This window comes from Paenibacillus sp. F411, from assembly GCF_017582705.1.
Lineage (GTDB): Bacteria > Bacillota > Bacilli > Paenibacillales > Paenibacillaceae > Paenibacillus_AQ > Paenibacillus_AQ algicola.
In genome coordinates this window covers 22,367-46,339 of the sequence record NZ_JAGFIP010000005.1, presented here as the reverse complement: position 1 = coordinate 46,339, position 23,973 = coordinate 22,367, and the positions used below count along the sequence as shown (strand labels likewise).

Genomic DNA, 23,973 nt, shown 5'->3' with positions numbered 1-23,973 from the left:
TGCAGCATACATGATATACCTTCGGCATATATATTTTTGTATAAATTTCCTTGAATAACGTAATACTGGTGCACAGGGCAAGAAGGTTGTGGGGGTGTAATAAAGGGTGGCCAACATGCAGAACACCAAACGAATCATGATCAGTCTACCAGATCATCTTTTGCAGGAAGTGGATGGGATCGCTCAGCTGGAAAATTCCAACCGCAGTGAATTGATCAGGCAGGCCATGAAGCTGTATTTGCACGAGCGGAAGAAGCGCTATATCCGTGAGTCAATGCAGAGAGGTTATATGGAGATGGCCAAGATTAACCTCACCATGGCGTCCGAGGCGTTTCACGCGGAGGAAGATGCAGACAGCACTCTGGACCGCTTAGTTAGCGGGGTGTGAACAAAGTGATCGTAAAACGCGGCGACGTATTTTTTGCGGATCTTTCACCCGTTGTGGGTTCAGAGCAGGGTGGTGTCAGGCCGGTTCTGATTATTCAGAATGATATCGGAAACCGGTTCAGTCCAACGGTCATTGTAGCAGCAATTACAGCACAGATTCAAAAAGCAAAGCTTCCGACTCACGTCGAAATCGACGCGGCGTCCCATGGCTTTGACCGGGATTCCGTGATTCTGCTGGAGCAGATCCGGACAATTGACAAGCAGCGCCTGACGGATAAGATTACCCATCTGGATGATGAAACCATGAGCAAGGTGGATGATTCCCTGCAGATTAGTCTCGGTTTGATTGATTTTTGATACGAAAGCGAAGCCGCCTTGATAAAGGTCGTGTGCGTGATAGTCCGCCGGTGCTCCGGCGGGCTATTTGGCGTCCTGGTTTTTGGCTGCCTCATGGACCGGAACGAGGGCGTAAGAGACGGTGGAAGCCGGGCTGTAATCCGGGCGGCCATCCGGTATGAGCCGGTAAGCGGCCGTAACGATGGCAATCCAGGTGAAAATACCGATGAGAGACCAGATCCAGATTTTTTTGCGTGTCATGCTGTGAACCTCCTTAGGATGATGACTGCTGAAGAGCGCCGGGTGAGATTTGAGTACAGTGTACAGGCTGAAGCTTAAAGGAAGCTGAAGGGAAGCTTAAAAGCCTGCTTTTTTTTCTTGCCTTTACTGCTCCTTGGAGCATGTGTAAAAACTTCTGTCCCGGTTGTGTCTGTCGAACTGGTAAATGCACGGGGGTTTTGGGATAATGGGGGTACAAGTTTTTTTGAAGAAAGAGGGATTGTACATTGTCTGATATTGAAGCAGCGGTTGCATTGAATGAGGAACAGCTTCATAGAGAAGAACAGGAACGGATTGTCAAACAAATTGCGAAGGAGCTGCAGCTTACGCTGAAGCAGGTGCGCACCACCGTTGATCTGCTGGATGAAGGGAACACGATTCCCTTTATTGCACGCTACCGCAAGGAGATGACGGGGGAACTGGATGAGAACCGTCTTCGGGATATCGAGGACCGCACGTCATACCTTCGCAGCCTGGAGGTCCGCAAGCGCGAGGTGCTGCGAATCATCGAGGAGCAGGGCAAGCTGACAGAAGAGCTGAGAGGGTCTATTGTCAAAGCCGTCAAGCTTCAGGAGGTTGAGGATCTGTATCGCCCTTACCGCCAGAAGCGCAAGACACGTGCCAGTGTCGCGAAGGAGAAAGGCCTGGAGCCTTTGTCCGCCTGGATCTGGTCCCAGCCGAAGCAAGGGGATCTTATGGCAAAGGCCGCGGAGTATATGGATGAGGAGAAGGGCGTACATTCGGCGGAAGAGGCGATTCAGGGAGCAATGGATATCCTGGCAGAGAATATCGCAGATGATGCGTCCATACGTGCCTGGGTCCGCCGGTATACGATGGATCATGGTATGCTCACTTCCGAAGCGCGGGATGCTGATGCAGAGTCTGTTTACGAGAATTATTACAGCTACCGGGAGCTTGCCAAGAAGATGCCGCCTCACCGGATTCTCGCCATTAATCGCGGAGAACGGGAGAGTATTCTGAAGGTCGGGCTGGACGTGCCTGCCGACTCCGTGCATCAGTACATGATGAAGCAGATCATTCAAGGTCCATCGGCAGTGAGCGAGGTGCTGAAAGCGGTCATTGAGGATGCGTATAAGCGCCTGATTGCACCTTCGATTGAACGGGAGGTTCGCGGTGAGCTTACAGAGAAAGGCGAGAACCAGGCCATCTCGATCTTTGCTGGCAATTTGCGCAGCCTGCTGCTGCAGCCGCCGGTAAAGGGACGGAATGTCCTCGGCGTCGATCCCGCCTACCGTACCGGCTGCAAGCTGGCGGTGGTTGATGACACCGGCAAGCTGCTCGAAGTGGCGGTCACGTATCCGACGCCTCCCAACAACAAGAAGCGCGAGGCGGCGGCGAAGTTTACGGAGCTGATTCATAAATACGAGATCCAGCTGATCGTCATTGGTAACGGCACCGCCTCCCGCGAGACGGAGCAGTTCGTGGCAGAGGTCATTGCCGAGGCCGGGCGCCCGGAGTTAGCCTATCTGATCGTGAACGAAGCGGGAGCGAGCGTATATTCAGCCTCCAAGCTGGCGCAGGAGGAGTTCCCGGATCTGGACGTAGCAGAGCGAAGTGCCGCTTCCATTGCCCGCCGGGTTCAGGACCCGCTGGCAGAGCTGGTGAAGATTGATCCCAAGTCCATTGGCGTCGGTCAGTACCAGCATGATGTCAGCCAGAAGCATCTGGAAGAAAGCCTGAAGGCGGTCGTGGAGTCTGCTGTAAACCACGTTGGCGTAGATGTTAATACCGCTTCGCCTTCCCTGCTGTCCTATGTAGCCGGAGTTAATGGCACGATTGCCAAGAATATTGTGAAGTTCCGTGAGGAGCATGGCCGGTTTCTGAGCCGCAAGCAGCTGCAGAAGGTACCGCGTCTCGGCGCCAAAACGTACGAGCAGGCGGTCGGCTTCATGCGGATTTCTGATGGCGAGAACACGCTGGACCGTACGCCAATTCACCCGGAATCCTATGCGGTGGTATCCCGCTTGCTGAAGGAGCTGGGCGTCGGGCTGGATAAGGTCGGCACGAAGGAGCTGGCCGAGCTGCTTGCGCAGCAATCAGCAGAGGAGCTGGCCGCGAAGCTGGAGGTCGGAATTCCAACACTGCGGGATATATTGGACAGCCTGCAGCGTCCGGGACGCGACCCGCGGGAGGAGCTGCCGCTTCCAATCTTCCGCACCGATGTTCTCAAGCTGGAGGACCTGCTGCCCGGAATGGAGCTTCAGGGCACCGTGCGCAACGTGATCGACTTCGGTGCATTTGTTGATATCGGCATCAAAAATGACGGCCTGGTGCATATTTCCCAGCTTAGCGGCGGGTATGTCAAGCATCCGATGGACGTCGTATCCGTAGGCGATAATGTCACGGTCTGGGTGCTGAACGTCGATCTGAAAAAAGGACGTGTCGGACTGACCATGAAGCCGCCGAAGGAGCTGGCGAACGGGTAAAGCCGGCTTCGCACGAAGCAGCGAGCAGCAGCGCATTGCCGTTCCGCTCGCCGCAGGCTTGCGCGTGGCGAGAAGGACGTGCAGGTCAAATAAGCCGGACCCACTGGGGATCCGGCTTATTTCTTGTCGCGTTATGGTGCCTCCGGGTACTCCCCCGGAGAGGTGCGGTAAAAGAACCAGCATTCGTTCAGCAGCTTGATCTGGCGCCGGTCCTTCTTGCGGAAGGCGCGAGTCAGCTGATTGCAGAGCCACTGCGGCAATGAAATCTCCTCCTCTGACTAAACACTCTGTATCCTTAGCATATGGAGGAAGGGCCTATTGTGTGCAGGTCTGCTGCAAGACGGATGCTAAACGGCGTTCCATTGGGACGGTTCGCACAATTTGACGTCTTTATTCCATCTCTTCTTCGTACCACTGCTCCAGCTGGGCCTGCAGGGCCCGGATCTCAGTGAGAAGGGCGATCAGCGGATATTCGCTTTCATTTAGCGAGGCAAAAGAGGACTCCAGCTGATTAATATAGTCCAGCCCGCCAATGATGTGCGAGCCCTCCTGCAGCAGCTCCAGCTGGCTGCACTCAGCCACAGCAAGCGGCAGCTCTGGCTTGCCCGCAGCGGTCAGCTTGCTAATCTCTTTGTTTAATCTCAAGTTCAGGGCGCTCAGCTGATATGCATAATCCGATGGCATTTCTACATATTGAAGCTGGTCGCCGTGCTGCAATATACAATATCGCATTTCCGGCATTGGTGTTCTTCCCCTTCCATACGTCCTCATCACCTGCGGTGTGAGTCTTCACTTGACAGTGTAGCGTAGGAAGAAGTTAAAATTCAAGTAGATTTACGTGAGAAGAAGGCAGAGATCGGAGGCCGACTGTTGAAAAATATGATGAGCAATGAAGAGCTCCAGGCATGGGTGGAGCACATATCGCTGACCAGCTTTCAGCTCCCGTTCCGCCACCGGGCTGTGTTTAACAGCCGGCTGTCCACTACAGGCGGACGTTATTTTATGAAGAGTCATGATATCGAGATCAATCCCCATCAGCTGGTGGAGCACGGTCCGGATGAGGTGGAGAGAATTATCAAGCATGAGCTGTGTCACTATCATCTGCACTTGTCAGGCAAGGGCTATCGCCACCAGGATGCCGATTTCAAAGCACTGCTGCAGGCTGTAGGAGGGAGCAGGTACTGCAAGGCAATACCGAGAGCAGACTCTAATAAGAAAAAAGCACTGCCCTACCGCTACCTCCTGCGCTGCAAGGAGTGCCATATGGAGTATAAGCGCAAACGAAGGATGGACCCGGCGCGTTATCGCTGCGGTCGCTGCCAGGGCCCGCTTCAGCTGTTAACGCTTGACTCCGGTAAGGAATAATGGTACATTAGTGAACGTACTAAATACTGTTCCCTGATAGCTCAGTTGGTAGAGCACTCGACTGTTAATCGAGTTGTCACAGGTTCGAGTCCTGTTCGGGGAGCCATTATTCTGGAGAGATACCCAAGTGGCTATAAGGGGACCCTCTGCTAAGGGGTTAGACTGCGTAAGCGGTGCGAGGGTTCGAATCCCTCTCTCTCCGTTCTGTAACACATGATGAAGAAGGACCTTCCGGTTTTCGGAAGGTTCTTTTTTTTGCAATATTCCACAAATTTACTCAAAAATAACAAAAGGTTGATTTTGCGTTAATTATTCTATTTTATATTGGAATGGTAATATGGTTGCTGCAATGAAAGGTTGAGAACAGGAGAAAACCTTTGTTCTGTAGCGATGATACGACTTGAACCACTTGGCTTGTAGGGGTGGTCCGTTTCCGTATCTCGTTATTTGAGCAAGGGTTATTTTGCTTGAAAGGAGCAGCAGGAAAGGCCCATGCATCGTACCTTGATTAATGAATTTACCGCTTATCTGTTTGATCTCGACGGCACGATTTACATAGGGGACCGTGTGCTGGATGGGGCTGAGGACACGATCCGTACATTACGGGAACGTAGAAAATCGGTCATGTTCGCTACGAACACGACATTGTACACAAGAAAGCAGGTGATGTACAAGCTGGCTAGACTTGGCATCCACTGCTCTGGAGATGAGATCATAACGGCGCTTACGGCAGCAGGAGAGTATTTTCGGGAGCATGCTCCTGGTGCAAGCATCTACCCGCTCGGCGGGGAGGCCATGACTATGGAGCTGACCGGAATGGGACTAAATGTGACACAGCATGAAGAAGACGCCACCCACGTCTTGGTCGGACTGGATCAGAGCATGAATTATCGCAGATTGACCGCTGCGGTGAATGCCGTAAGGAACGGAGCGTTCCTGGTAGCCGCCAATCCTGATCCGTTCTGTCCGGTGGAGAAGGGGGTGATCCCCGACACCTGGGCGCTGATTTCTGCCATTGAAACGGCGAGCGGCCGGACGACGGACATCAGACTAGGCAAACCATCGGCTTACTATGCCGCCTGCGCCTTGAAGCAGCTCGGAGTCCGCCCGGAAGACTGCCTCATGGTCGGGGACAAGCTCGAAACGGATATTGCACTTGGTCAACGTGTCGGAATGTCTACGGCGCTTGTTCTTACGGGGGTCGATGCTGCAGAGTCCATTGAGCAAACAGGCATACAGCCGGACTACATATTGCGGTCTGTGGGAGTCATTGCTGAGCATTTTCGTTCAAAAGAAAGCGAGCTTCGCTGGCCATCCGGTTCATCCGGATAGAGCGGTATCAGCCTTCGCCTTTTTCGCGAGGGAGCAAATAATTAGTGGCATATTAATTTTGAGGAGGAACTTCGAAATGAAAAAGTTAAGCCTGGTTATTATGGTGTGGATGCTTCTTCTTACAGCTTGCAGCAGCGGAGGGCAACAGGGGGCAGCCGGGAATGGAAACAGCGTGGCTTCTGCAGATCAGAGCGGTAAGGAGAGCCAAGGCAGCGGCAATGCGGAGGATGAACAGCCGATTGAGCTTAGCTTCTACTTCCCGGTAGCGGTTGGCGGACCAATCACCAGCTTTATAGACAAGCTGGCCGCAGATTTCCACCAGGAGAACCCATCGATTACTGTAAAGCCGGTTTATGCGGGCAGCTACCAAGATACCATGACCAAGGCTGCCACGGCTGTGCAGGGCGGCAACGCTCCGGATCTCGCCGTGCTGTTGTCAACCGAGCTGTACAGCCTTTTGGAAATGGATGCACTGGAGGAGCTGACGCCTCGGTTTTCGGAGGAGTATTTTAATGGCTTCTATGAAGCGTTTATGAGCAACACCAAATCCGGTGATCAGGTATGGAGCGTTCCGTTCCAGCGGAGCACCATCGTGCTTTACTATAACAAGGACATGTTCAAAGAAGCAGGGCTGGATCCGGAGAAAGCGCCCGCGAACTGGGATGAATTGAGAGAATTCGCGAGCAAGCTGACGGTCAAAGACAGCAGCGGCAGCGTGAGCCAGTGGGGCCTGGAAATTCCGAGTACCGGATATCAATATTGGATGCTGCAGGCACTTTCCCTGCAATCCGGAAGCAATATCGTCAACAACAACGGGACAGAGGTATATTTCAACAAGCCGGAAGTTAAAGAAGCGCTTCAATTCTACACGGACCTTGGACGCAAGGACAAAGTGATGCCTGAAGGTGTACTGGAATGGGCAACAGTCCCTTCTGATTTTATCAGCGGCAAAACAGCGATGATGTTCCATACAACGGGGAATTTGTCCAAAGTCAAAGCCGATGCAACATTTGATTTCGGTGTAGCTTATTTACCGGCTAACAAAAGCTACGGCTCTCCAACAGGCGGCGGTAATTTGTATGTATTTAAGGACATCCCTGAAGAGCGGAAAGCGGCAGCCGTCAAGTTCATTGAGTTCTTGACTCAGCCTGAGCGTGTAGCGCAGTGGTCCATAGATACCGGATATGTGGGGACTACGGAAGCGGCTTATGAAACAGAATTGTTAAAAAGCTATGTTGCCGGATTCCCGCAAGCTGCCGTAGCACGGGATCAGATGAAGTATGCCTCCAGTGAATTGTCCACTTATCAGAACGGGCAGGTCACCAAACTGTTCAACGACAACATACAGTCTGCATTGCTGGGTGAAATGACGCCTGAAGAAGCATTGGAGAAATCCCAGCAGCAAGCGGATGACATTCTCAAGAAGTACCGTAAATAAATGAGAAAAGCTAAGGGGGGGGGGCTTCCTCCCCTATCATCGCCTGAGAAAGAAGTGAGAGGCTCGTGACACGCAGCTGGCCGCGTCGTTTTCGCGGATATCGTCTGAAAGACAATCTTTTGGCCTATGCTTTATTGTTTCCATCGCTACTCCTTCTGGCTGTATTTACGTTTTATCCGATGGTCAAGGTGCTGGACTGGAGTTTCTATGAGACGGTGTTAAAAGAGAGACATTTTGCGGGACTTGATCAGTATAAGCATGTCCTTCAGGATGAGGTGTTCCACAAGGTGCTCCGTAACAATGTTTGGCTCGCTCTCGTAACCGTGCCTGTTAGTATATGGCTTGCGCTATATATGGCTGTGTGGGTCAATGGGAAGCTGCGCGGGAGAAGTCTGATCCGCGCGGCATTCTTTTATCCGACACTGATTCCGATGATTGCAATCGCAAATATATGGCTCTTTATTTACACACCAGACTACGGGCTGTTGGACAAATTTCTCGGATTATTCGGCATTCAGGGTCCGGGCTGGCTGGGGGAACCGGGATGGGTGCTGGTATCCATGATGGTGATGCTGATCTGGAAGGAGGCTGGATACTTCATGATTTTCTTTCTGGCCGGACTTCAGTCGCTGCCTCAAGAGGTGTATCAGGCAGCCCAAATGGATGGAGCGGGTCCGCTTCGGAAATTTCGAGCGATCACCTTTCCACTTCTGATGCCGACGACGTTGTTCGTACTTGTGATTGCTACGACGAATTCCTTCAAGCTGGTGGATCACCTGTACATCATGACTAAGGGCGGTCCGAATAATGCGAGCAATTTGCTGCTTTATCATATTTACGAAACGGCGTTCAGCTTCTGGGATATGGGAAAAGCGTCCGTATTAACCGTCATTCTGCTCGTGATGCTGCTGGCCGTATCGATATTCTATTACGGTTTCCTTGACAAGCGGATCCACTACTGAGGAGGAAGGTTTCATGCATCGCTTACTCAATCAAATGGTGATATCACTGCTGGCGCTTGGGTTTGTCATGCCTTTGATCTGGGCAGCCGTCACCTCCATTACGCCGTCGAGTGAGATGCTGACGCGTTCTAACCCGTTCGCCGTCACAGAACCGACCTTCGGCAACTATTTTAAGGCGTGGGAGACCATTCCTTTTCCAATTTACTATTGGAATACCATCATGATCGTGTTGGGCATTCTGATGGTTCAGCTGCTTACGCTTACGCTTGCGGCGTACGCGTTTGCCAGGCTGCGATTTGTTGGACAGGGACTGCTCTTTGTCTTGTTCCTGGTTCAGATTATGGTGCCGCCGGATATTTTGATTTTTCCCAATTATACCGTGATGAAGGAGCTTCATCTGATCGATACGAAGTGGGCGATTATGATTCCGTATTGGGCCTCTTCGTTCGGTGTGTTCCTGCTGAGACAGACCTTCAAGCAAATCCCCTATGAGCTGGATGAAGCCTCGCGGGTGGATGGGTGCAGATGGTGGCGAACCCTGTGGCACATTTATTTGCCGTCGGCACGACCGACCTACATCGCATTTTCACTGATCTCGATCAGTACGCACTGGAGCAATTTTATGTGGCCGCTAATTGTTACGGATTCTGTTAACAACCGACCGCTGACGGTCGGCATCGCCATTTTTGCCCAATCCTTCGAGACAGGGGCTCAGTGGGGGACGGTGACTGCGGCAACCATGATGGTCATTTCACCTTTGCTGATTGCATTCTTCTTTTTCCAAAGAAAATTTGTTGAGAGCTTCATGCACGCCGGCTTGAAATAGTCAGGAAATCATGAAGAAGAGGAGACGATGAAGTGGGAAAAGCAAAAAGGTTTATCGCTGTCAGCTTGACATGGGTACTGGTCGGAAGTTTAGTAATGTCCCTTGTTCTGCCTGCTGCGCCTGTGAGCGCACAGGAGGAGTTGAAACGGACGGAGGTCCGGAAAACAATGACTCCTCCAGTGATTGACGGTGATGTCGGGGAAGCGTTCTGGTCGATGAGCGAAACGCTGGACGTTCCACTCGGGGAGGGCTTGTCCTCTGCGGCAGAAATGGGATTTCTCTGGGACAATCAGTATCTGTATATCGGCATGAAGATGAAGGATGATCAGCTCATGTCCGAGGCACCGGGATATTGGTTCCAGCAGGACAGCGTAAGTCTGTTTTTTGATCCAACGCTGCATAGATCTGCGCCGTATGTTAACAGCGATATGCAGGCTGGCTTTGTGTACAAGCCGAATTCTGCAACGCCAGATTTTCATTTTGGCGCAGCGCTGGACGACCATTCCGGCAAGGATGCCCAGCAAATTTTACGAGCGATCCGGACGACCGGAGAGGGGTGGTCTCTAGAGGTGGCTGTGCCTTGGAGCATGCTGGATATGAATCCGATTCAACAGCAGCAGCTTGGCTTTGAGGCGACTGCGACGGACCGTTACGGCAACGATCCTTCTAATGAACGGGTCAATGCCTGGAGTGCACATCAATCCAGCTCATTCTGGAATGATACAAGCGGCTACGGGATCCTTGCGCTGGTGAAGGACAACCCGGTGTCCGGCGATGCAAATCCGGTATTGCTAGAGGAGAATTTTGACTCTTTCGGAAGTGGTGAAATTCCATACGGATGGATATCAGATGTTCAAGCGGGAAGTCCGTCATTTTCGGTGACGGAAGATACCTATGGTAATAAAAGCATGACATTCGCGGGAACTGCTTCCGGTAAGCAGGCCAGAATTACAGCACCGGTGCAATGGGACAATTACTCCATTGAGGCGGACGTTCGGTTCCACAGTGTTCTGAATGCGGCCCGCTGGGCAGCGCTGATGTTCAGAGCGGCGCCGAACGGCCAAGCGCCATACCATCAAATGGCGGTCCGCCAGAACGGAAGCTTTGAGGTAGCTTACCGCAATCCGAGTAACAGCTGGTCTGTTATGGCAAGCGGTTCCTCAGACGCTTTGGAGCTGGGAAAAGACTATACCCTGAAGGTCAGGGTGTTCGGCGATAACGTCAAAGAGTACATTAAGGCCAAGGATGAAGGAGATTACAAGCTTTTGCTTGATCAGGAGTTCACATCCGGATTGCTGGACCGTGGAAAAATCGGCTTTCAAGGAGACCAAAGCACCGTCTCGTTCGACAATTTGAAAGTAACACGGATTAAAGTCGATGATTTGCGGCTTGCATTTCCTCCAACGGTGGAGTCACTGACGGGCCCTTATACGGTCACTGGCAGTGTATATTTCTCCGATGGAGTGGAGGAAGCGATCGTGCCGGAAAGGATTCAATATGTCTCCTCCGATGAATCGGTGCTCAAGGTGAGCGGCGGCATGCTTTACCCTTTAAAGGCAGGATCTGCTGTTCTGACAGCGGTATATGCTAACGCAGAATGGTCCCAGGAAGTGACTGTAGAGCCGGGAGCTGACGGGGTCTCTGTCACTTCGCTCAGCCATGATTCGGGATATGTGCTGGCTGAAGCAGGGAAAGAGATGGCCTTGGCGGAGCTTCCATTCACTGCCCAATTCAATGACTTTACTTATGGTACGATGACCGGAGCTGATCTGACTTGGTCGGCAGACGACTCGTCCGTCGTGGTCAACAACGGCAAATTGATCGTTCAAGACAAGGGCGTTTATTCATTAACAGGGGAGAAGGACGGGGCTAGCGTTTCCCTGCTGGTTGTTGCCAAAGACGAGGCGAGTACAGAATACGTGCTTTATGAGAATGATTTTGAACAGGAGGCAGATGGAGATTTCCCTGATGGATGGACGAAAGTGGAGGGGAAAACCGACGGAAAGGCAGCGGTCAAGGATGGTGCATTTGTGATCGATGCGTCCAGCGCACCGGATAATCCGACCCGTGTCCTGCTTCCGGAGTATTTGGAGCTGTTCGGGAATTATGACATTGAGGCCGACGTAACCCATGCTGCGGCAAACGAGCCCACTCGCTGGCATTCAATCATGTATCGTACTCAAAACCGAACAAGCGGCAGCTATCCTTATTATCACATGGCGGTCCGCCAGAACGCTAAAGCGGCCAATGGCGTGGAGTTTGCGGAACGTACGGCGAATAATACGTGGAATGTCATGAACAAAGGGGCGTTTGGAGAAACGATCCATTCAGACACGATGTACCGTTATAAGGTTGCCGTTCATGGAGTCAGGGTCATGCAGTCGATTAATGGGCAGGTGATCGTGAACACCGATCAAGCAGGCTCCTACCTCCGGGGCGGTATCGGTCTGCAGGCCAATGGCAGTGTCATGAAGGTAGATCATCTTAAGGTAACGTTACGGGAGACAGAGCTGCCGCCGCTTCCGGAATCCAGCTTCGTAGAGACTGTCAAGGCCGATACCTTCATTGCGCTTGCCCCGTCAGTCATTGCAGAGCTTCAGAACAAGGCGCAGCTGGATTCCTACGCTGAAGGAAGCTTGCCAGCCACGCTGGTCATGTACGTGAACTCCAACCTGCAGGTTACCGATCCCGAAGGAAAACAAGAGCTTATGAGTCTTCAGGATGCACTTCAATCCATAGACACAAGAATCATGCCGGCATTCTATGTAGAGGACTCAGAGACGGTTGGCCGGTTGATAGCCCACCTGACAAGCATCGGTCTGGAAGATGCCTTTATCGTGTCTAATCAGCCGGAACTGGTCAAGGTAGCGAGGCAGGCTTACCCGATGCTGCGGGGAATTGTGGATTTCAGCGGGTGGAATGTGAAATCCAACGATGACTTGATGGCTATTCGCAAGCAGACAACGCTGAGCGGCGCCAAGATTGCCATGCTCTCCCGTGATGCAGCAACCAAAGACAACACCGCGTATCTTCAGCAGAGAACGATCGTGGTGTGGAGCAAGGAAGCAAAGCTGCAGAATGAGCAGGATAAATATATGGATATTCACCGTATGATTACAGCAGGTGTGAACGGAATGATCACGAGCTCACCGAGCGAAGCCTATCGGGCCTTGGGGGTGTACTTCTATCACACCACCTTGATTCGTAAGCCGTATATGATCGGGCACAGAGGGATGCCATCGGTTGCTCCGGAGAATACCATCATCAGCAATGAGCTGGCGATCGAGGCTGGAGCGGATTATATTGAGAATGATATTTTTCTTTCCAAAGATGGGCATTTGGTTATTATCCACGATAGTGCTGTACATGTAACCACTCATGGAACTGGCCGGGTGGAGGATATGACTTTGGAAGAGCTGCGGAGCTTAAAGGTTCGGCAGGTGCCGGGGGCGGAGTATCCGGAAGCACGGATCGCAACACTGGAGGAGCAGATTGATTTGGCCCGGGAACGGGGTGTCATGATCTATGCAGAGATCAAGACTCATAATCCTGCAGCAGTAGATGCTTTTGTGAAGCTTGTAAAAGAGAAGGATGCAGAAGACTTGTTTAATGTCATGTCCTTCGATACGAATCAGCTGGATCGGCTCGCTGCCCAGCTTCCGGACATGCCTCTTGGCCTGTTGACTGGCGGGTATGCGAGCGAGAGTCGGGTTAATGGCGCTATGCGTGAGACTCTGAAGGTGATGCAGCGTTACAACAGCACCTTGAATACCAGCTACGGCGGATTAGGCCCTAAATTTATGGATGCTGCTCATCAGCGTGGTCTGATCATTTCACCGTGGACGTTTAACAATTATGATCATTTCATCAATATTTTTCTGCTGGGTGTGTTTGGAATTACTACAGATTATGCATACTGGGCGAAAGATTGGGTCATTTCAATAGAGCCTGAAAATCAGGAAGTCATCATGAAGTCCGGCGAGAGCTCGGAACTCTCCGCATGGGCAGAAAGCTATAGTCGCGAACGAAAACAGGTAAACCCAAGTATTGTACTTCTTGATGACAGTGGTATTGTAAGCCTGGACCAGGACAACGGCAGCAAGATCAAGGCTGGGAAACCGGGTACCACTTACGTGCTGCTTCGATATACGGGAACGATTGATGAAGAGAAGACGTACGATATTTACACGGAGCCGGTGAAGGTCAAGGTTGTCGGAGGCGATCACGGTGATGGCAGCGGCACCGGCAGTGGTGGTGACGGCAGTGATGATGGAGACGGCAGTGATGATGGAGATGGCAGCAGTAATGAAAATGGCGGCAGCGGAGATGATCATGGAAGCACGGGCCCGATTGTGGACCAGAACAACAACGGAAATCCCGGTAACGATGACAGCTCCAGTGATCCTGGCAGTAACGATGGTCCAGATTCGCCAGTGAGTGAAAATCCTTCAACCGGACAAGGAAGAGCCTATGTAGACATAAATGACCACTGGGCTTTTGAAGCGATCATGCATCTATCCGCTAAGGGAATTATGGAGGGCTACGATAACGGCTCCTTCAAACCGGATCAGGAGATGACCAGAGCGGAGTTCGTAACTGTTGTTTCGCGGACACTCGGATTATCTGGAGCCCCAGCAGGTTCTGTTTATACTGATGTTGCAGAGAGTGCGTGGTATTCAGAACATGTTAACGGCATGGTTCATGCGGGAATCATACAAGGCTATGCCGATGGAACCTTCCGGCCGGATCGCCAAATGACAAGAGAAGAGGTATGGGTAATCCTGTACCGTGCTTTCCAGAATAAACTGACACAGCAAGATCTGACACAGCAAGAACTTAACGCATTGAGCTACTCGGACCTAAACGAGATCTCGGCTTGGGCTCAAAAAGCAATTTCCGCCTTGACGATGATCGGCATAGTTAACGGTTACCCGGACGGTACGCTGAAGCCAAAGGGAACCATTACCCGCGCTGAGGCTGCAGCGCTGCTTGTAAAACTGGTGGACAAGTAACAAGCAATTTACGGCAGAGATAAGCTCTATTGGTTTAGAAAGTGAAGCTGTTCGGAAGGATGATGCCGGAGTCTTCCGTTTGTAGAGGAAGACTCCGGTTAACTTTTTTGGCTTTAAATACCGAGTAAACGCAGATTGCCGTCGATTCAAAAAAAGTGCTTGCCACATAGATATATATTTGATATACTCAATCTTGTCGTCACGGCGAGCAGCTATTAATAAGGCCCGTTGGTCAAGGGGTTAAGACACCTCCCTTTCACGGAGGTAACAGGGGTTCGAATCCCCTACGGGTCACCATTTTATCTAACATATGAATGATGGCGCAGCTGGTCCATTTTCTTCGAGAGCCATTAGCTCAGTTGGTAGAGCACCTGACTTTTAATCAGGGTGTCGAAGGTTCGAGTCCTTCATGGCTCACCATTTTATTCATAGGTAATCCTTATATTGTGCGGTAGTGGTGGAATGGCAGACACGCTATCTTGAGGGGGTAGTGGGTGTATACCCGTGGAGGTTCGAGTCCTCTCTACCGCATAAACAAAAGGCTTCTGCAGCGATGCAGAGCCTTTTTCTATCTAAACAAACAGCCCGGCAGCCTCATCACCCGGGCTGTTTGTCATATGATGATTCATTTACTCTTCTTCCGCGGAAGAGGCATGGTCCAGGATCGAAGAATATCTGGGGTATAAACGGCGGATACAGGCGGGACAAATATCATGTGTAAAATGCACCGGCAGCTTGCTCTCCAGGTAGCTCTCCACAGGATCCCAGTGTCCCGCAGAGCGGACATGCTTACAGACGGCGCAGATGGGAATATGATCCGGGAGCACACAGACATGGCCTAATGCATGCCTAAGTTCGGTTTCTCGGTTCTTAAACTCTGTGATGTCTGTAAATGAAAGAATCGCACCGTGTGAGGTGGATTGGGGGCCTCGGGTCAGAGCGTGAATCTCGAACAAGTACCAGGCGATACTTTGCTGAAGCTGGATCTGATGCTCCATGCGGAAGCTGTGCTCATCGCCCCGAAGGATACTATGGATGGCAGGTAAGTATATGTCATGGCAGAAAGTGCTGAAGAAAGGCCTGCCGAACAGCTCCGGTCTCAACTCAAAAACAGAAAGTCCTTGAAGCTGAACGTCGGGCAGGAGTCCCCAATGTGAAATGATGGAGAGCAGACGATCATTGATCTTGTCGATGGTGCCGTCTTCGCGGAGGATTACCATTCCAGACATCACATGATGTACAGCATGGCCCCAGGATAATATATCACTCAACCTCATCGTGCCTCCAATTCAAATCTGGGTGCAGTAACAGTGCGATGACAAATGTGGTATAATTTAGACGTAATGCACCTATTATACACTTATCTAAGTATGGTGTCAATAATGCATGACGTACATAAGTGATTTTTTTTAGGGATCAGGAAGGCGGTTCTTTCAATGCACTCGATATATCAACGAATTGAACAGCTTATCGAAAGCCGGGGGATGACAAAAAAAGCATTTTGTGAAGCGCTGGGAATTAGTACCGGGAACTTCGGGGATTGGAAGAGGGGTAAGACGACGCCGAGCACGAATAAGCTGATTGAAATTTCAGCTTTTTTCTCTGTCAGCCTGGATTGGCTCATTGTGGGCCGCGGAACACCGGAAGGGATTATGGAAGAGCGCGAAGGTTATGAATGGGATCAAGCAGCCAAGGAGAAGCATCTGGATGGCCTGTCTGAGGAGGAGAAGAATTTCATTCAGGAATATATAGCGTTTACGGAGTACCGGAAGAAGAGGAACAAGAAGCTTTAAATTCATTTTCGGTTTCAACAACCGCAGTTTAAGGAGCAGCCGTGCTTGAGGGCTGTTCTTTTTATTTGATGCTGAGGCAGTGGCTTCAAGTGCATAGGTACAGGCGCAGATCATGCTTTACTTCCACAAGCAAGCAAGGTATAATAGGAATGTTCTCCTCAAGAGGAAGCTTATTATGCGGTAGTGGTGGAATGGCAGACACGCTATCTTGAGGGGGTAGTGGGTGTATACCCGTGGAGGTTCGAGTCCTCTCTACCGCATCGCAATGTGAAGCAGCCTTTCGTTGAATACTCAGCGAAAGGCTGCTTTTTTGCATACTCCATCCGGGGGTTGGAAATGCTATTTGACGGTCATCCACCCGATTTTACGTTTCAATTACAGTGAGACGTTTATAAAACAAATGTGGATAATAGTTTTTTCTAACCGAAGGAGATGATTTTGTGATGCAGGCAATGTATACAGCAGATGTGAAGGTTAAAGGCGGAAGAAACGGATCCCTGGAGTCCTCCGATGGTGCGTTAAAGCATAATCTTTCCATGCCGAAGGAGCTTGGCGGACCCGGCGGAGACGGTACGAATCCAGAGCAGCTGTTTGCGGCGGGATATGGTGCCTGCTACGAGAGTGCCTTGGCGAATGTTGCCCGAAAGGAAGGCGTCAAGCTGGATAATGTGACCGTACACTCCCAGGTTATGATTGGCAAGGATGACAGCGACGGCGGCTTCAAGCTGGCGGTGAAGCTCAATGTAGACATGCCGGGGATTGATCGTGCTCAAGCCGAGGATTTGGCCAAAAAAGCGCATGATTTCTGTCCTTATTCCAAGGCTACCCGCGGAAATATTGATGTAGAATTAAATGTAGTGTAATCAAGGAACGGGTCTGCGGCATAGCAGCAGCTCATATATGAAGGCGGGCTCATTGGGAGCCCGTCTTTTTGACGTGAAGACCTGAATTTGTGAAGAAAATGAACCGAAATGAAGCGCATGCCGTAAAGAAGGATATGTTGAATCGGGAAGGGAGACGGGAAGTTTATGAAAATTGAGGATATGATTGCGGAACGTTTTGTTTGCACGAAATGTAAGGGGACCGAGTGCAAGACGAAAGAGGTATCCATGTCCGGAGCCGGCCTCAGTAAGATGTTTGATATTCAGCATAATCACTTTTTGTTCGTATCCTGTATGGACTGTGGATATGTAGAAGTGTTCAATCCGGATATTCTGGAGGGGAAAAAGCGGGGACAGCTGGGCTCCATCTTTGACGTCTTCTTTGGTTGACATTGCCCCTGAAATTCTTTAATATGTCTAAGTACCGGAAAGTACAATGTACTAATGAACGAGAAATTTAAGATAAATGGGTGATGCACATGCCATACAGACCGCAGATTACCAATGTAACTAAAGCCGGAAACAATGAGAAGGACGGGCTTTATGAGTTCATCATCAATCTGGCAGACGGAACCGATTGCCGCGTGTTTTACAACCGTTATCCAGAATGGAAATTGACGAATGTCAGCCGTCTGGGCAAGACGCCTTGTCCCGTATGCCGCAAGGATTTCATTTGCAGATGCATGGAGAAGTTTTCTTCGGATTTTGATGAGCAGATGAAAGAGGGAGAATGGCTGAGCAAGGCAGCTGCCGAATAATTGAATGAGGCACAACGACAGCGTGGACTTTGGTATGAGTTCCACGCTATTTTTGTACATTTTATCTGGAGGAATGAGGATGACGGATCACGTTATTGTACTGATCGATGGTGTATGCCATTTATGCCAAGGCCTTACGCGCTTTATCATCAAACGGGATCCTGAAGGGCGCTTTCGCTTTGCCTCCCAGCAGTCGGACATTGGGCAGGAGCTCCTTCTTGCGGGGGGGCTGTCTCCAGAGCTGAATAATACCGTAATTGTCATTGAAGGAGGAACCTATTATACGAAGTCCGCTGCTGCGTTGCGGATTGCAAAGCGGCTGCCGCTGCCATGGCCGCTTTTTTACGTCTTCGTGATGGTACCCCCTTTTATCAGGAATCCTGTTTACCAATGGGTCGCTAATAACCGGTATCGTTGGTTCGGAAAGTCTGAAGAGTGTATGATTCCGACTCCGGAGATCCGCCGTCGCTTTCTGTAATGCTAGCTCTTCGGCGCCCGAAATCCGGCAGCCTCAGCTTCCTGCTCACTGCAGAACCACGCCTCCGGATCGGTAGCGTCATAATATCTGGATTCCGGCGTGTGGTAGATTTTATCTCCTTTGGAGTTGATATTGCCTTTAATGCTGCAGCCATTGGCCGGAGTCTTGTCTTCCGCTGGTGTGGCTTTGGATGCTGGCTCTTCAGCTTCAGCTGCTGCAGTATCATCAAAATGCTCGGGATAAAAGCCGTCCTCCTGTGCATAATTTTCTACACTCCAGATGCCTTGCGCCTCATTGCGGCTGTCCTGCTGAAGTCCGTTGAATTTATCGACATATCGCACATTGGGTGGATAAATGTAGGCGACCCGCGCGAGACCTTCCTGTAGAAGGGCTTCCTGGACCATCACCCCATCGGCATAGACATAGGCGAGCAGGCGTCCATATTTATCGCGGTTGGGCCCAATATCAAATTCCAGCTCCAGAAGGTCTGCTTCTTCTACCATACGGGCAGTAAAGTCCTTGGCTTCCGGGCCGTACGGCTGTACGCCGAGCTGAGGGTGACTGGTTTCGGGTGTATCAATCAGAAGAAAACGAACATTCTCCTCTTGTCCCTGCCACTCTACCCGGATGGTATCTCCATCCACGGCTCTAACTAGCTGAACCGGTGCTTTAGCGATATCCAGTTGGTCGGTTTCATATCCTTTGCCGGAGACGGGAGGTGCAGAGTTCTTGTCAGCCCCGGAGGATGAAGCAGGTGCTTGCCCGGAAGCCGGGACTTGGGGGCGTTCTGCGTGGTCACTACCGCAGCCGGTCAGCAGCAAGGCTGCAAGCAGCGCAGGGATCAGTTTCAATCTCATGATGATTCTCCTCTTTAAGTAGTTGTAATAGGTGTAAGATAGGGAGCGCGTTATGTAGTTCAACTGTATATAAACCGACATCGACTCGGAACACTTGTTCCATTGTATTATGATAGGTTTGCCGAGGTTTGGCAAGGGTGCCTATAGCAGCAGATAGGGTGGGAATGATCCAAAATTTCGGTTGCAGACCCCGGGAGTATATGCTATCCTATGTAAAAATATAACAAGACGACGGAAGCACCGTTCTATGACTGCAGATGCTGCAGTATAGAAGGGTGCTTTTTTGCGTTGTCTTGGGAAAAGGAGAATGGAGATATGGATCCGGTGAGGCTGGTACTGGCAGTACAGGACCCTCCATATGCAGAAGCCGTCCTGAATTATGTGCAATCCAGCGATGATGCCACTCGTTTACAGATTGCGGCATTTACTCGCGTGGATGCCCTGCAGCAGTACAAGGAAAAGGGAAAGAAGCATGATCTGGTCGTTCTGGATGGAGCTATGCTGGAGGCCTGGAGGGGCCTTGAGCTGCCTTTGATCCCGGGACGGTGGATTTACCTGAGTGACGGGAGCATCGGCCCTGTGGCGGAGCATGAGGTGGCTGTACCGAAATATCAGCCGATCCCGGAGCTGCTGAGCGGATGGCTTGCTCGAGCGGGCCGAAGTGTGCACAGCAGCCATACGGGCCGGGAGCTTCGGTCTGGAGGGACCCGTGTACTCGGAATGGTCTCGGCAATAGGTCATTGCGGCAAGACGATGATTGCCATGAGCATAGCGCGGCAGCTCGCGGAGCTGGGCTGCCGGGTGCTGTATCTTAATCTGGAAATGCTGAACTCCAGTGAGCAGCTGTTGTCCGAGGAACGTCTGCAGGGCGGCAAGAGCAGCTTTTCCCGGCTGCTGTACGACCTGAAGGTGCTTCAGGAGAACGGAGAAGAGATCGATCTGGGGCCGTACATTGTCAGGAAGGAAGCGTTGAAATGCGATGGACTGGTTGGCGGTGCTGAGGTGAAGGAGATGCTGGAGATGAATGCAGACGATACGGCTGCTCTGCTGGGAGCTCTGCAGGGCCTGAATCGTTATGACATGATCGTTGTTGATAACGATGGATTAAACCAGAAGCTGCTTCAGGCGGTCACCCGGCATGCGGATGAATTGCTCTGGGTCCTGACTGCGGATCATACAGGGCAATGGAAGACGGGGAAGTGGATACAGCATCTTGGCACCCAAGAGATGAACGGCACAGACTTCGCAGCGAAGAGTCGATTTATCATAAACCGCTATACGCCTAAGCTGGATTCAAGGAAGCAGGAGATAACAGCAGATCATGTTCTGCCAATGATGAACAGCTGGGACAGCAGTAACCTATTGGAGCAGCTTCATACTCCTGCCTTTCAGAAGGAGATTCTGAAGCTGTGCCATGAGCTGTATGGAACCGCTCAGTCCTCCGGAGCCTTCATGGATGGAATGCGTGGTGGCGGCAGATGAGTCTGGACGAGATGTTCCACTCGATACGTAATGAAGTCCGGGGCAGTCTGGATTTGTCTGCGGCTGTGAGCAATCGGGAGCTGATGGCGCAGATTGAGGATTATGCCTGGCGCCGGAGCGACATCTCGTCACTGACGGCAGCGCAGAAGCGGGAGCTGATTCGACGTGTGTTTGATTCCTTTCGTGGTCTGGATGTGCTTCAGCCTCTGGTTGACAATCCAGCGATCACTGAAATCATGATTAACAGCCATGAAGAAGTGTTCATCGAACAGGAAGGCGAGGTCAAGAAGCTAAATGTCCGGTTTGAGTCCAGGAACAGGCTGGAGGATATTATCCAGAGTGTTGTCGGGTCCGTGAATCGGGTCGTGAATGAATCGTCTCCCATTGTCGACGCCAGGCTGCAGAATGGCTCCCGCGTAAATATCGTGCTGCCGCCTGTTGCGCTGAAGGGACCGACCATGACCATTCGCAAGTTTCCGGAGTCTCCGATGACGATGGGGCAGCTGGTGGAGCGGGGGGCGTTATCGTCTGAAGCTGCGGAGCTGCTTCGCATTTTGGTGAGGAGTAAATATAACATTTTTATAAGCGGAGGTACAGGCTCCGGGAAGACGACCTTTCTCAATGCGTTGTCTCAATACATTCCGGGAGATGAGCGGGTGATCACGATTGAGGATTCTGCCGAGCTGAAGATCGTCACGGTTCCCAATCTTGTAGCACTGGAGACCAGGAATGCAAATACCGAAGGAAAGGGCGAAATCAATATTCGAGATCTTATCCGCTCCTCTCTTCGCATGAGACCCAATCGTATTATTGTAGGCGAGGTTCGCGGCAGTGAGGCGCTGGACATGCTGCAGGCGATGAACACGGGACATGACGGGTCGCTGTCTACAGGACATAGCAACAGCAGCAAGGATATGATCAGTCGACTGGAAACCATGGTGCTTAGCGGTGGAGAGCTTCCTGTGCAGGTGGTTCGTCAGCAGATCAGCTCGGCGGTGGATATTCTGGTTCATTTATCTCGGCTGCGCGACCGCTCGCGCCGCGTAACAGAGATCAGTGAGGTGGCAGGGCTAAGGGAGGGGGAGGTTCAGCTAAATCCGCTGTATCGTTTCGTGGAGCGGGGAGAGTCTGACGGACGGCTGCGGGGTGAACTGGAACGCTGCGGCAATCCTATTGTACATACGGACAAGCTCTTGATGGCCGGAATGACACGGTGGCCCCTGCAGGAGCTCGGAGAAGCTTCAGAGGGGCTGTGACAAAGGCAGGGAGTCAAGTGATTTTACTGCCAAGAAGGGAAGGGAGGAGGACTATGCAAAGACAGATACAGCTCAGGGATTACAAGCAGTACACGCTCTCATCAAAGCAGCGGATCAGCTTCGCCATCATCGGCTGTGTTCTTTGCTTCATAGCGGGCCATTTGTTCTATCAGAACCCGCTGCTGTCGCTGCTGGTGGCCCCGGCAGGCTTGCTGCTGCCGCGGTTTTGGCGGCAGCATCTGCTTCAGCGACAAAGATCGGCGCTGAATCTTCATTTCAAGCAGGCGTTGTATTCCCTCTCGTCCTCTCTGTCTGCGGGACGTTCTGTCGAGAATGGCTTTAAGGATGCGACTGAGGATTTGAGGCTGCTTTATCCGGGACAGGAGAATGACATGATGTTTGAGCTTCGGGTCATCACAGCCAGGCTTGAGATCGGCGAACCTGTGGAGGCAGCGTTACAGGATTTTGCGGTCCGGGCAGGACTTGATGATATATCCAGCTTCGCCGATGTTTTTGTCACCTGCAAAAGAACAGGCGGAGATTTGGTAGAGGTGATCCGCCGGACCTCCTCCGTCATTGGAGAGAAGCTGGATATCCAGCAGGAAATTGCCGTGATGGTGGCACAGAAGAAATTTGAATCCAAAGCGATGATGGCTGCACCGTTCCTGCTCCTGTTATTTATGAATTTCACGGCAGGTGATTATATGCAGCCTATGCATAATAGCGGCGCTGGTATTGTGATTTCAACGCTGGCTCTGAGTGCGCTTGCCGGCTGCTGCTGGTGGATTTCAAGAATGATGGATATTCGCGTCTAGAGACAGCGGGATACTTCAGATGCTGAGGTGATGAAGGAAATGCTGACATTTGGTGCGGCGGTACTGCTGATATTGCTGGCAGGAGCCTGGCTGGGGCTTTATTACCGTCACCATGCGCGGTACCGGCTCTGGAGCCGGATTCCGGTGAGTGGACTGAAGCTGCAGAAATGGCTTGCACCGGGATTGCACCTGCTGGAACGCACTTCTCTTTTGCAGCGTGCACCTACGCTGTATTATCGGACTGAACGTTCCGTACAGAAGCTGCACGGCCTGCGTTTAAGCAGAGAGAAGACATTGCTGGTTCTCGCAGAGGCTATGTCATATGGATGGGCTGCGCTGATCGCAGGCAGCTCCATAGCTCTACTAACCGGAGAGGGTATAGGGATGATCGCGGGCGTGCTGCTCGGAGGTCTGCTGCCGATATCCATGCTGCGTGATCTGGAGCGCAGGGTGATCATGCGGGAGCAGGATATTGTAATGGAGCTTCCAGAGCTGCTCAACAAGCTGGTCCTGCTCGTCGGGGCAGGTGAAACCGTGCAAAAGGCTTTGCTGCACTGCTGTCATCGTTCAGACAACGATACGCATCCGCTCTATATGGAGCTGAGGATGATGGTTTCCGAGTGGGAAGGCGGTCATTCCTTTCAGGAGGCATTTGAGCAATTCAGCAGGCGCTGCGCGGTGCAGGAGATTTCCGTGTTTACGACCACAGTGCTTCTTTATTTCAAAAGGGGTGGAAGCGACTTTGTATTAGCCCTGCGGGATCTATCGCGAGTGCTGTGGGAGAAAAGAAAAGCTATTGCCCGCACAAGAGGGGAGCAGGCCTCCTCCAAGCTGGTGTTTCCGATGGTTGTTATTTTCATGGTAGTTCTGGTCTTGATCGGAGCTCCGGCATTAATGATGATAAATATCTAGAAGGGAATGGATAAGTTATGAAATTATCTACAATTATGAATCCGGTAAGACGCTTTTGGAAGGATGAGGAGGGGCTGGGAACGCTGGAGGTAATTTTGATTATTGTGGTGATCCTGGTCATTGCTCTGATATTTAAAGAACAGATCACGATCTTGGTAAACAATCTTTTTGACAATGTAAATGAGAAAACTGAAGAGTTTCTTAAGTAGTCGATCGTTGTGGAGGGATGACAGGGGACAGTTTACAATTGAAGCTTCTCTCGTTCTTCCAATCGTGTTCCTCGTCGTAGCTATGCTGTTATTCCTATGCCTGTATCTGTATCAGAAATCCTTTCTCACTCAAGCGTCTTCCGCCGTG

At 51.3% G+C, this 23,973-nt stretch carries 24 protein-coding genes, 6 tRNA genes and 1 pseudogene; 26 read left to right on the top strand and 5 right to left on the bottom strand.

All coding sequences use genetic code 11. The annotated features are described in order from the left end of the window. Positions 1 to 106: 106 nt before the first annotated feature. Together JJQ72_RS07100 and JJQ72_RS07095 are read left to right on the top strand one after the other, a co-directional pair. Positions 107 to 388 (top strand): CopG family ribbon-helix-helix protein, encoded by a 282-nt coding sequence (locus JJQ72_RS07100; RefSeq protein ID WP_138226796.1) that lies wholly within the window; start codon positions 107 to 109, stop codon positions 386 to 388. A 5-nt stretch (positions 389 to 393) separates the two neighbouring features. Continuing rightward, positions 394 to 744: a type II toxin-antitoxin system PemK/MazF family toxin gene (locus JJQ72_RS07095; protein WP_138227849.1), complete on the top strand. Its 351-nt coding sequence runs from the start codon at positions 394 to 396 to the stop codon at positions 742 to 744. A gap of 63 nt (positions 745 to 807) precedes the next feature. On the opposite strand, the gene JJQ72_RS07090 is transcribed toward JJQ72_RS07095, so the two are convergent. After that, on the bottom strand, positions 808 to 984 hold the full coding sequence (locus JJQ72_RS07090; RefSeq protein WP_208203208.1) for a hypothetical protein: 177 nt from the start codon (positions 982 to 984) through the stop codon (positions 808 to 810). A gap of 245 nt (positions 985 to 1,229) precedes the next feature. Between JJQ72_RS07090 and JJQ72_RS07085 the strand changes: the two genes are divergently transcribed. Then, the gene (locus JJQ72_RS07085) at positions 1,230 to 3,449 is read left to right on the top strand and encodes a Tex family protein (RefSeq protein ID WP_138226795.1); all 2,220 of its coding nucleotides are present in this window, start codon (positions 1,230 to 1,232) and stop codon (positions 3,447 to 3,449) included. Positions 3,450 to 3,580: 131 nt separating this feature from the next. Here the strand turns inward: JJQ72_RS07085 and cmpA are convergent, their stop codons facing one another. Together cmpA and JJQ72_RS07075 are read right to left on the bottom strand one after the other, a co-directional pair. Then, positions 3,581 to 3,709 carry a cortex morphogenetic protein CmpA gene (gene cmpA / locus JJQ72_RS07080; protein ID WP_138226794.1) on the bottom strand — a complete coding sequence of 43 codons (129 nt, stop codon included), beginning with the start codon at positions 3,707 to 3,709 and terminating at the stop codon, positions 3,581 to 3,583. A gap of 130 nt (positions 3,710 to 3,839) precedes the next feature. After that, positions 3,840 to 4,190 carry a hydrolase/acyltransferase gene (locus JJQ72_RS07075; RefSeq protein WP_138226793.1) on the bottom strand — a complete coding sequence of 117 codons (351 nt, stop codon included), beginning with the start codon at positions 4,188 to 4,190 and terminating at the stop codon, positions 3,840 to 3,842. Between the two features lie 141 nt (positions 4,191 to 4,331). On the opposite strand from JJQ72_RS07075, the gene JJQ72_RS07070 reads away from it, so the two are divergent. From JJQ72_RS07070 to JJQ72_RS07020, 11 genes are all read left to right on the top strand, one after another. Next, entirely contained in the window at positions 4,332 to 4,814 is a 483-nt protein-coding gene (locus JJQ72_RS07070) for a SprT family protein (RefSeq protein WP_208203317.1), read from the top strand. Between the two features lie 30 nt (positions 4,815 to 4,844). Further along, positions 4,845 to 4,920: transfer RNA gene (locus JJQ72_RS07065), tRNA-Asn, on the top strand. A 7-nt stretch (positions 4,921 to 4,927) separates the two neighbouring features. After that, a tRNA-Ser gene (locus tag JJQ72_RS07060) sits at positions 4,928 to 5,016 on the top strand. A 290-nt stretch (positions 5,017 to 5,306) separates the two neighbouring features. Next, positions 5,307 to 6,146: an HAD-IIA family hydrolase gene (locus JJQ72_RS07055; RefSeq protein ID WP_138226791.1), complete on the top strand. Its 840-nt coding sequence runs from the start codon at positions 5,307 to 5,309 to the stop codon at positions 6,144 to 6,146. A 76-nt stretch (positions 6,147 to 6,222) separates the two neighbouring features. Then, positions 6,223 to 7,584, top strand: a complete 1,362-nt coding sequence (locus tag JJQ72_RS07050) for an ABC transporter substrate-binding protein (RefSeq protein WP_138226790.1) — start codon at positions 6,223 to 6,225, stop codon at positions 7,582 to 7,584. 65 nt (positions 7,585 to 7,649) lie between these two features. Continuing rightward, positions 7,650 to 8,546, top strand: a complete 897-nt coding sequence (locus JJQ72_RS07045) for a carbohydrate ABC transporter permease (RefSeq protein ID WP_233281039.1) — start codon at positions 7,650 to 7,652, stop codon at positions 8,544 to 8,546. Positions 8,547 to 8,559: 13 nt separating this feature from the next. Beyond that, entirely contained in the window at positions 8,560 to 9,372 is an 813-nt protein-coding gene (locus tag JJQ72_RS07040) for a carbohydrate ABC transporter permease (RefSeq protein WP_138226789.1), read from the top strand. Between the two features lie 32 nt (positions 9,373 to 9,404). Then, complete coding sequence (locus JJQ72_RS07035; RefSeq protein ID WP_208203207.1) at positions 9,405 to 14,384, top strand: S-layer homology domain-containing protein; 4,980 nt, start codon at positions 9,405 to 9,407, stop codon at positions 14,382 to 14,384. A 222-nt stretch (positions 14,385 to 14,606) separates the two neighbouring features. After that, positions 14,607 to 14,681: transfer RNA gene (locus JJQ72_RS07030), tRNA-Glu, on the top strand. Between the two features lie 47 nt (positions 14,682 to 14,728). Further along, a tRNA-Lys gene (locus JJQ72_RS07025) sits at positions 14,729 to 14,804 on the top strand. A gap of 28 nt (positions 14,805 to 14,832) precedes the next feature. After that, positions 14,833 to 14,915 (top strand) — tRNA-Leu (locus JJQ72_RS07020). 98 nt (positions 14,916 to 15,013) lie between these two features. On the opposite strand, the gene JJQ72_RS07015 is transcribed toward JJQ72_RS07020, so the two are convergent. Further along, positions 15,014 to 15,655, bottom strand: coding sequence for a hypothetical protein (locus tag JJQ72_RS07015; RefSeq protein WP_208203206.1), 642 nt, complete (start codon positions 15,653 to 15,655; stop codon positions 15,014 to 15,016). Between the two features lie 165 nt (positions 15,656 to 15,820). Between JJQ72_RS07015 and JJQ72_RS07010 the strand changes: the two genes are divergently transcribed. The 6 genes from JJQ72_RS07010 to JJQ72_RS06985 all read left to right on the top strand — a co-directional run bounded on the left by JJQ72_RS07010 (position 15,821) and on the right by JJQ72_RS06985 (position 18,294). Continuing rightward, entirely contained in the window at positions 15,821 to 16,177 is a 357-nt protein-coding gene (locus tag JJQ72_RS07010) for a helix-turn-helix domain-containing protein (RefSeq protein ID WP_208203205.1), read from the top strand. Between the two features lie 177 nt (positions 16,178 to 16,354). Continuing rightward, positions 16,355 to 16,437: transfer RNA gene (locus JJQ72_RS07005), tRNA-Leu, on the top strand. 183 nt (positions 16,438 to 16,620) lie between these two features. Then, positions 16,621 to 17,040: an organic hydroperoxide resistance protein gene (locus JJQ72_RS07000; protein ID WP_138226785.1), complete on the top strand. Its 420-nt coding sequence runs from the start codon at positions 16,621 to 16,623 to the stop codon at positions 17,038 to 17,040. Positions 17,041 to 17,205: 165 nt separating this feature from the next. Continuing rightward, the gene (locus JJQ72_RS06995) at positions 17,206 to 17,448 is read left to right on the top strand and encodes a zinc ribbon domain-containing protein (RefSeq protein WP_138226784.1); all 243 of its coding nucleotides are present in this window, start codon (positions 17,206 to 17,208) and stop codon (positions 17,446 to 17,448) included. Positions 17,449 to 17,537: 89 nt separating this feature from the next. Beyond that, a complete protein-coding gene (locus JJQ72_RS06990; protein ID WP_138226783.1) occupies positions 17,538 to 17,816 on the top strand; it encodes a hypothetical protein in 279 nt (92 codons plus the stop codon). 79 nt (positions 17,817 to 17,895) lie between these two features. Then, positions 17,896 to 18,294, top strand: coding sequence for a thiol-disulfide oxidoreductase DCC family protein (locus JJQ72_RS06985; RefSeq protein WP_397331284.1), 399 nt, complete (start codon positions 17,896 to 17,898; stop codon positions 18,292 to 18,294). Positions 18,295 to 18,296: 2 nt separating this feature from the next. Here JJQ72_RS06985 and JJQ72_RS06980 read toward each other — a convergent pair whose 3' ends face one another. After that, positions 18,297 to 19,151, bottom strand: a complete 855-nt coding sequence (locus tag JJQ72_RS06980) for a thermonuclease family protein (RefSeq protein ID WP_208203204.1) — start codon at positions 19,149 to 19,151, stop codon at positions 18,297 to 18,299. A gap of 315 nt (positions 19,152 to 19,466) precedes the next feature. On the opposite strand from JJQ72_RS06980, the gene JJQ72_RS06975 reads away from it, so the two are divergent. From JJQ72_RS06975 to JJQ72_RS20650, 6 genes and pseudogenes are all read left to right on the top strand, one after another. Then, entirely contained in the window at positions 19,467 to 20,633 is a 1,167-nt protein-coding gene (locus JJQ72_RS06975) for a P-loop NTPase family protein (protein WP_208203203.1), read from the top strand. Further along, positions 20,630 to 21,889, top strand: a complete 1,260-nt coding sequence (locus JJQ72_RS06970; protein ID WP_138226779.1) for a TadA family conjugal transfer-associated ATPase — start codon at positions 20,630 to 20,632, stop codon at positions 21,887 to 21,889. The genes JJQ72_RS06975 and JJQ72_RS06970 overlap by 4 nt, the downstream gene beginning before the upstream one ends. A gap of 53 nt (positions 21,890 to 21,942) precedes the next feature. Then, positions 21,943 to 22,704 (top strand): type II secretion system F family protein, encoded by a 762-nt coding sequence (locus JJQ72_RS06965; RefSeq protein WP_208203202.1) that lies wholly within the window; start codon positions 21,943 to 21,945, stop codon positions 22,702 to 22,704. Positions 22,705 to 22,743: 39 nt separating this feature from the next. Beyond that, the gene (locus JJQ72_RS06960; RefSeq protein WP_208203201.1) at positions 22,744 to 23,616 is read left to right on the top strand and encodes a type II secretion system F family protein; all 873 of its coding nucleotides are present in this window, start codon (positions 22,744 to 22,746) and stop codon (positions 23,614 to 23,616) included. Positions 23,617 to 23,633: 17 nt separating this feature from the next. Continuing rightward, the gene (locus tag JJQ72_RS06955; protein WP_138226776.1) at positions 23,634 to 23,825 is read left to right on the top strand and encodes a Flp1 family type IVb pilin; all 192 of its coding nucleotides are present in this window, start codon (positions 23,634 to 23,636) and stop codon (positions 23,823 to 23,825) included. Continuing rightward, positions 23,797 to 23,958, top strand: a pseudogene (locus JJQ72_RS20650) (TadE/TadG family type IV pilus assembly protein); the annotation flags it as partial. The gene JJQ72_RS06955 and the pseudogene JJQ72_RS20650, both read left to right, overlap by 29 nt. Between the last annotated feature and the right edge of the window lie 15 nt (positions 23,959 to 23,973).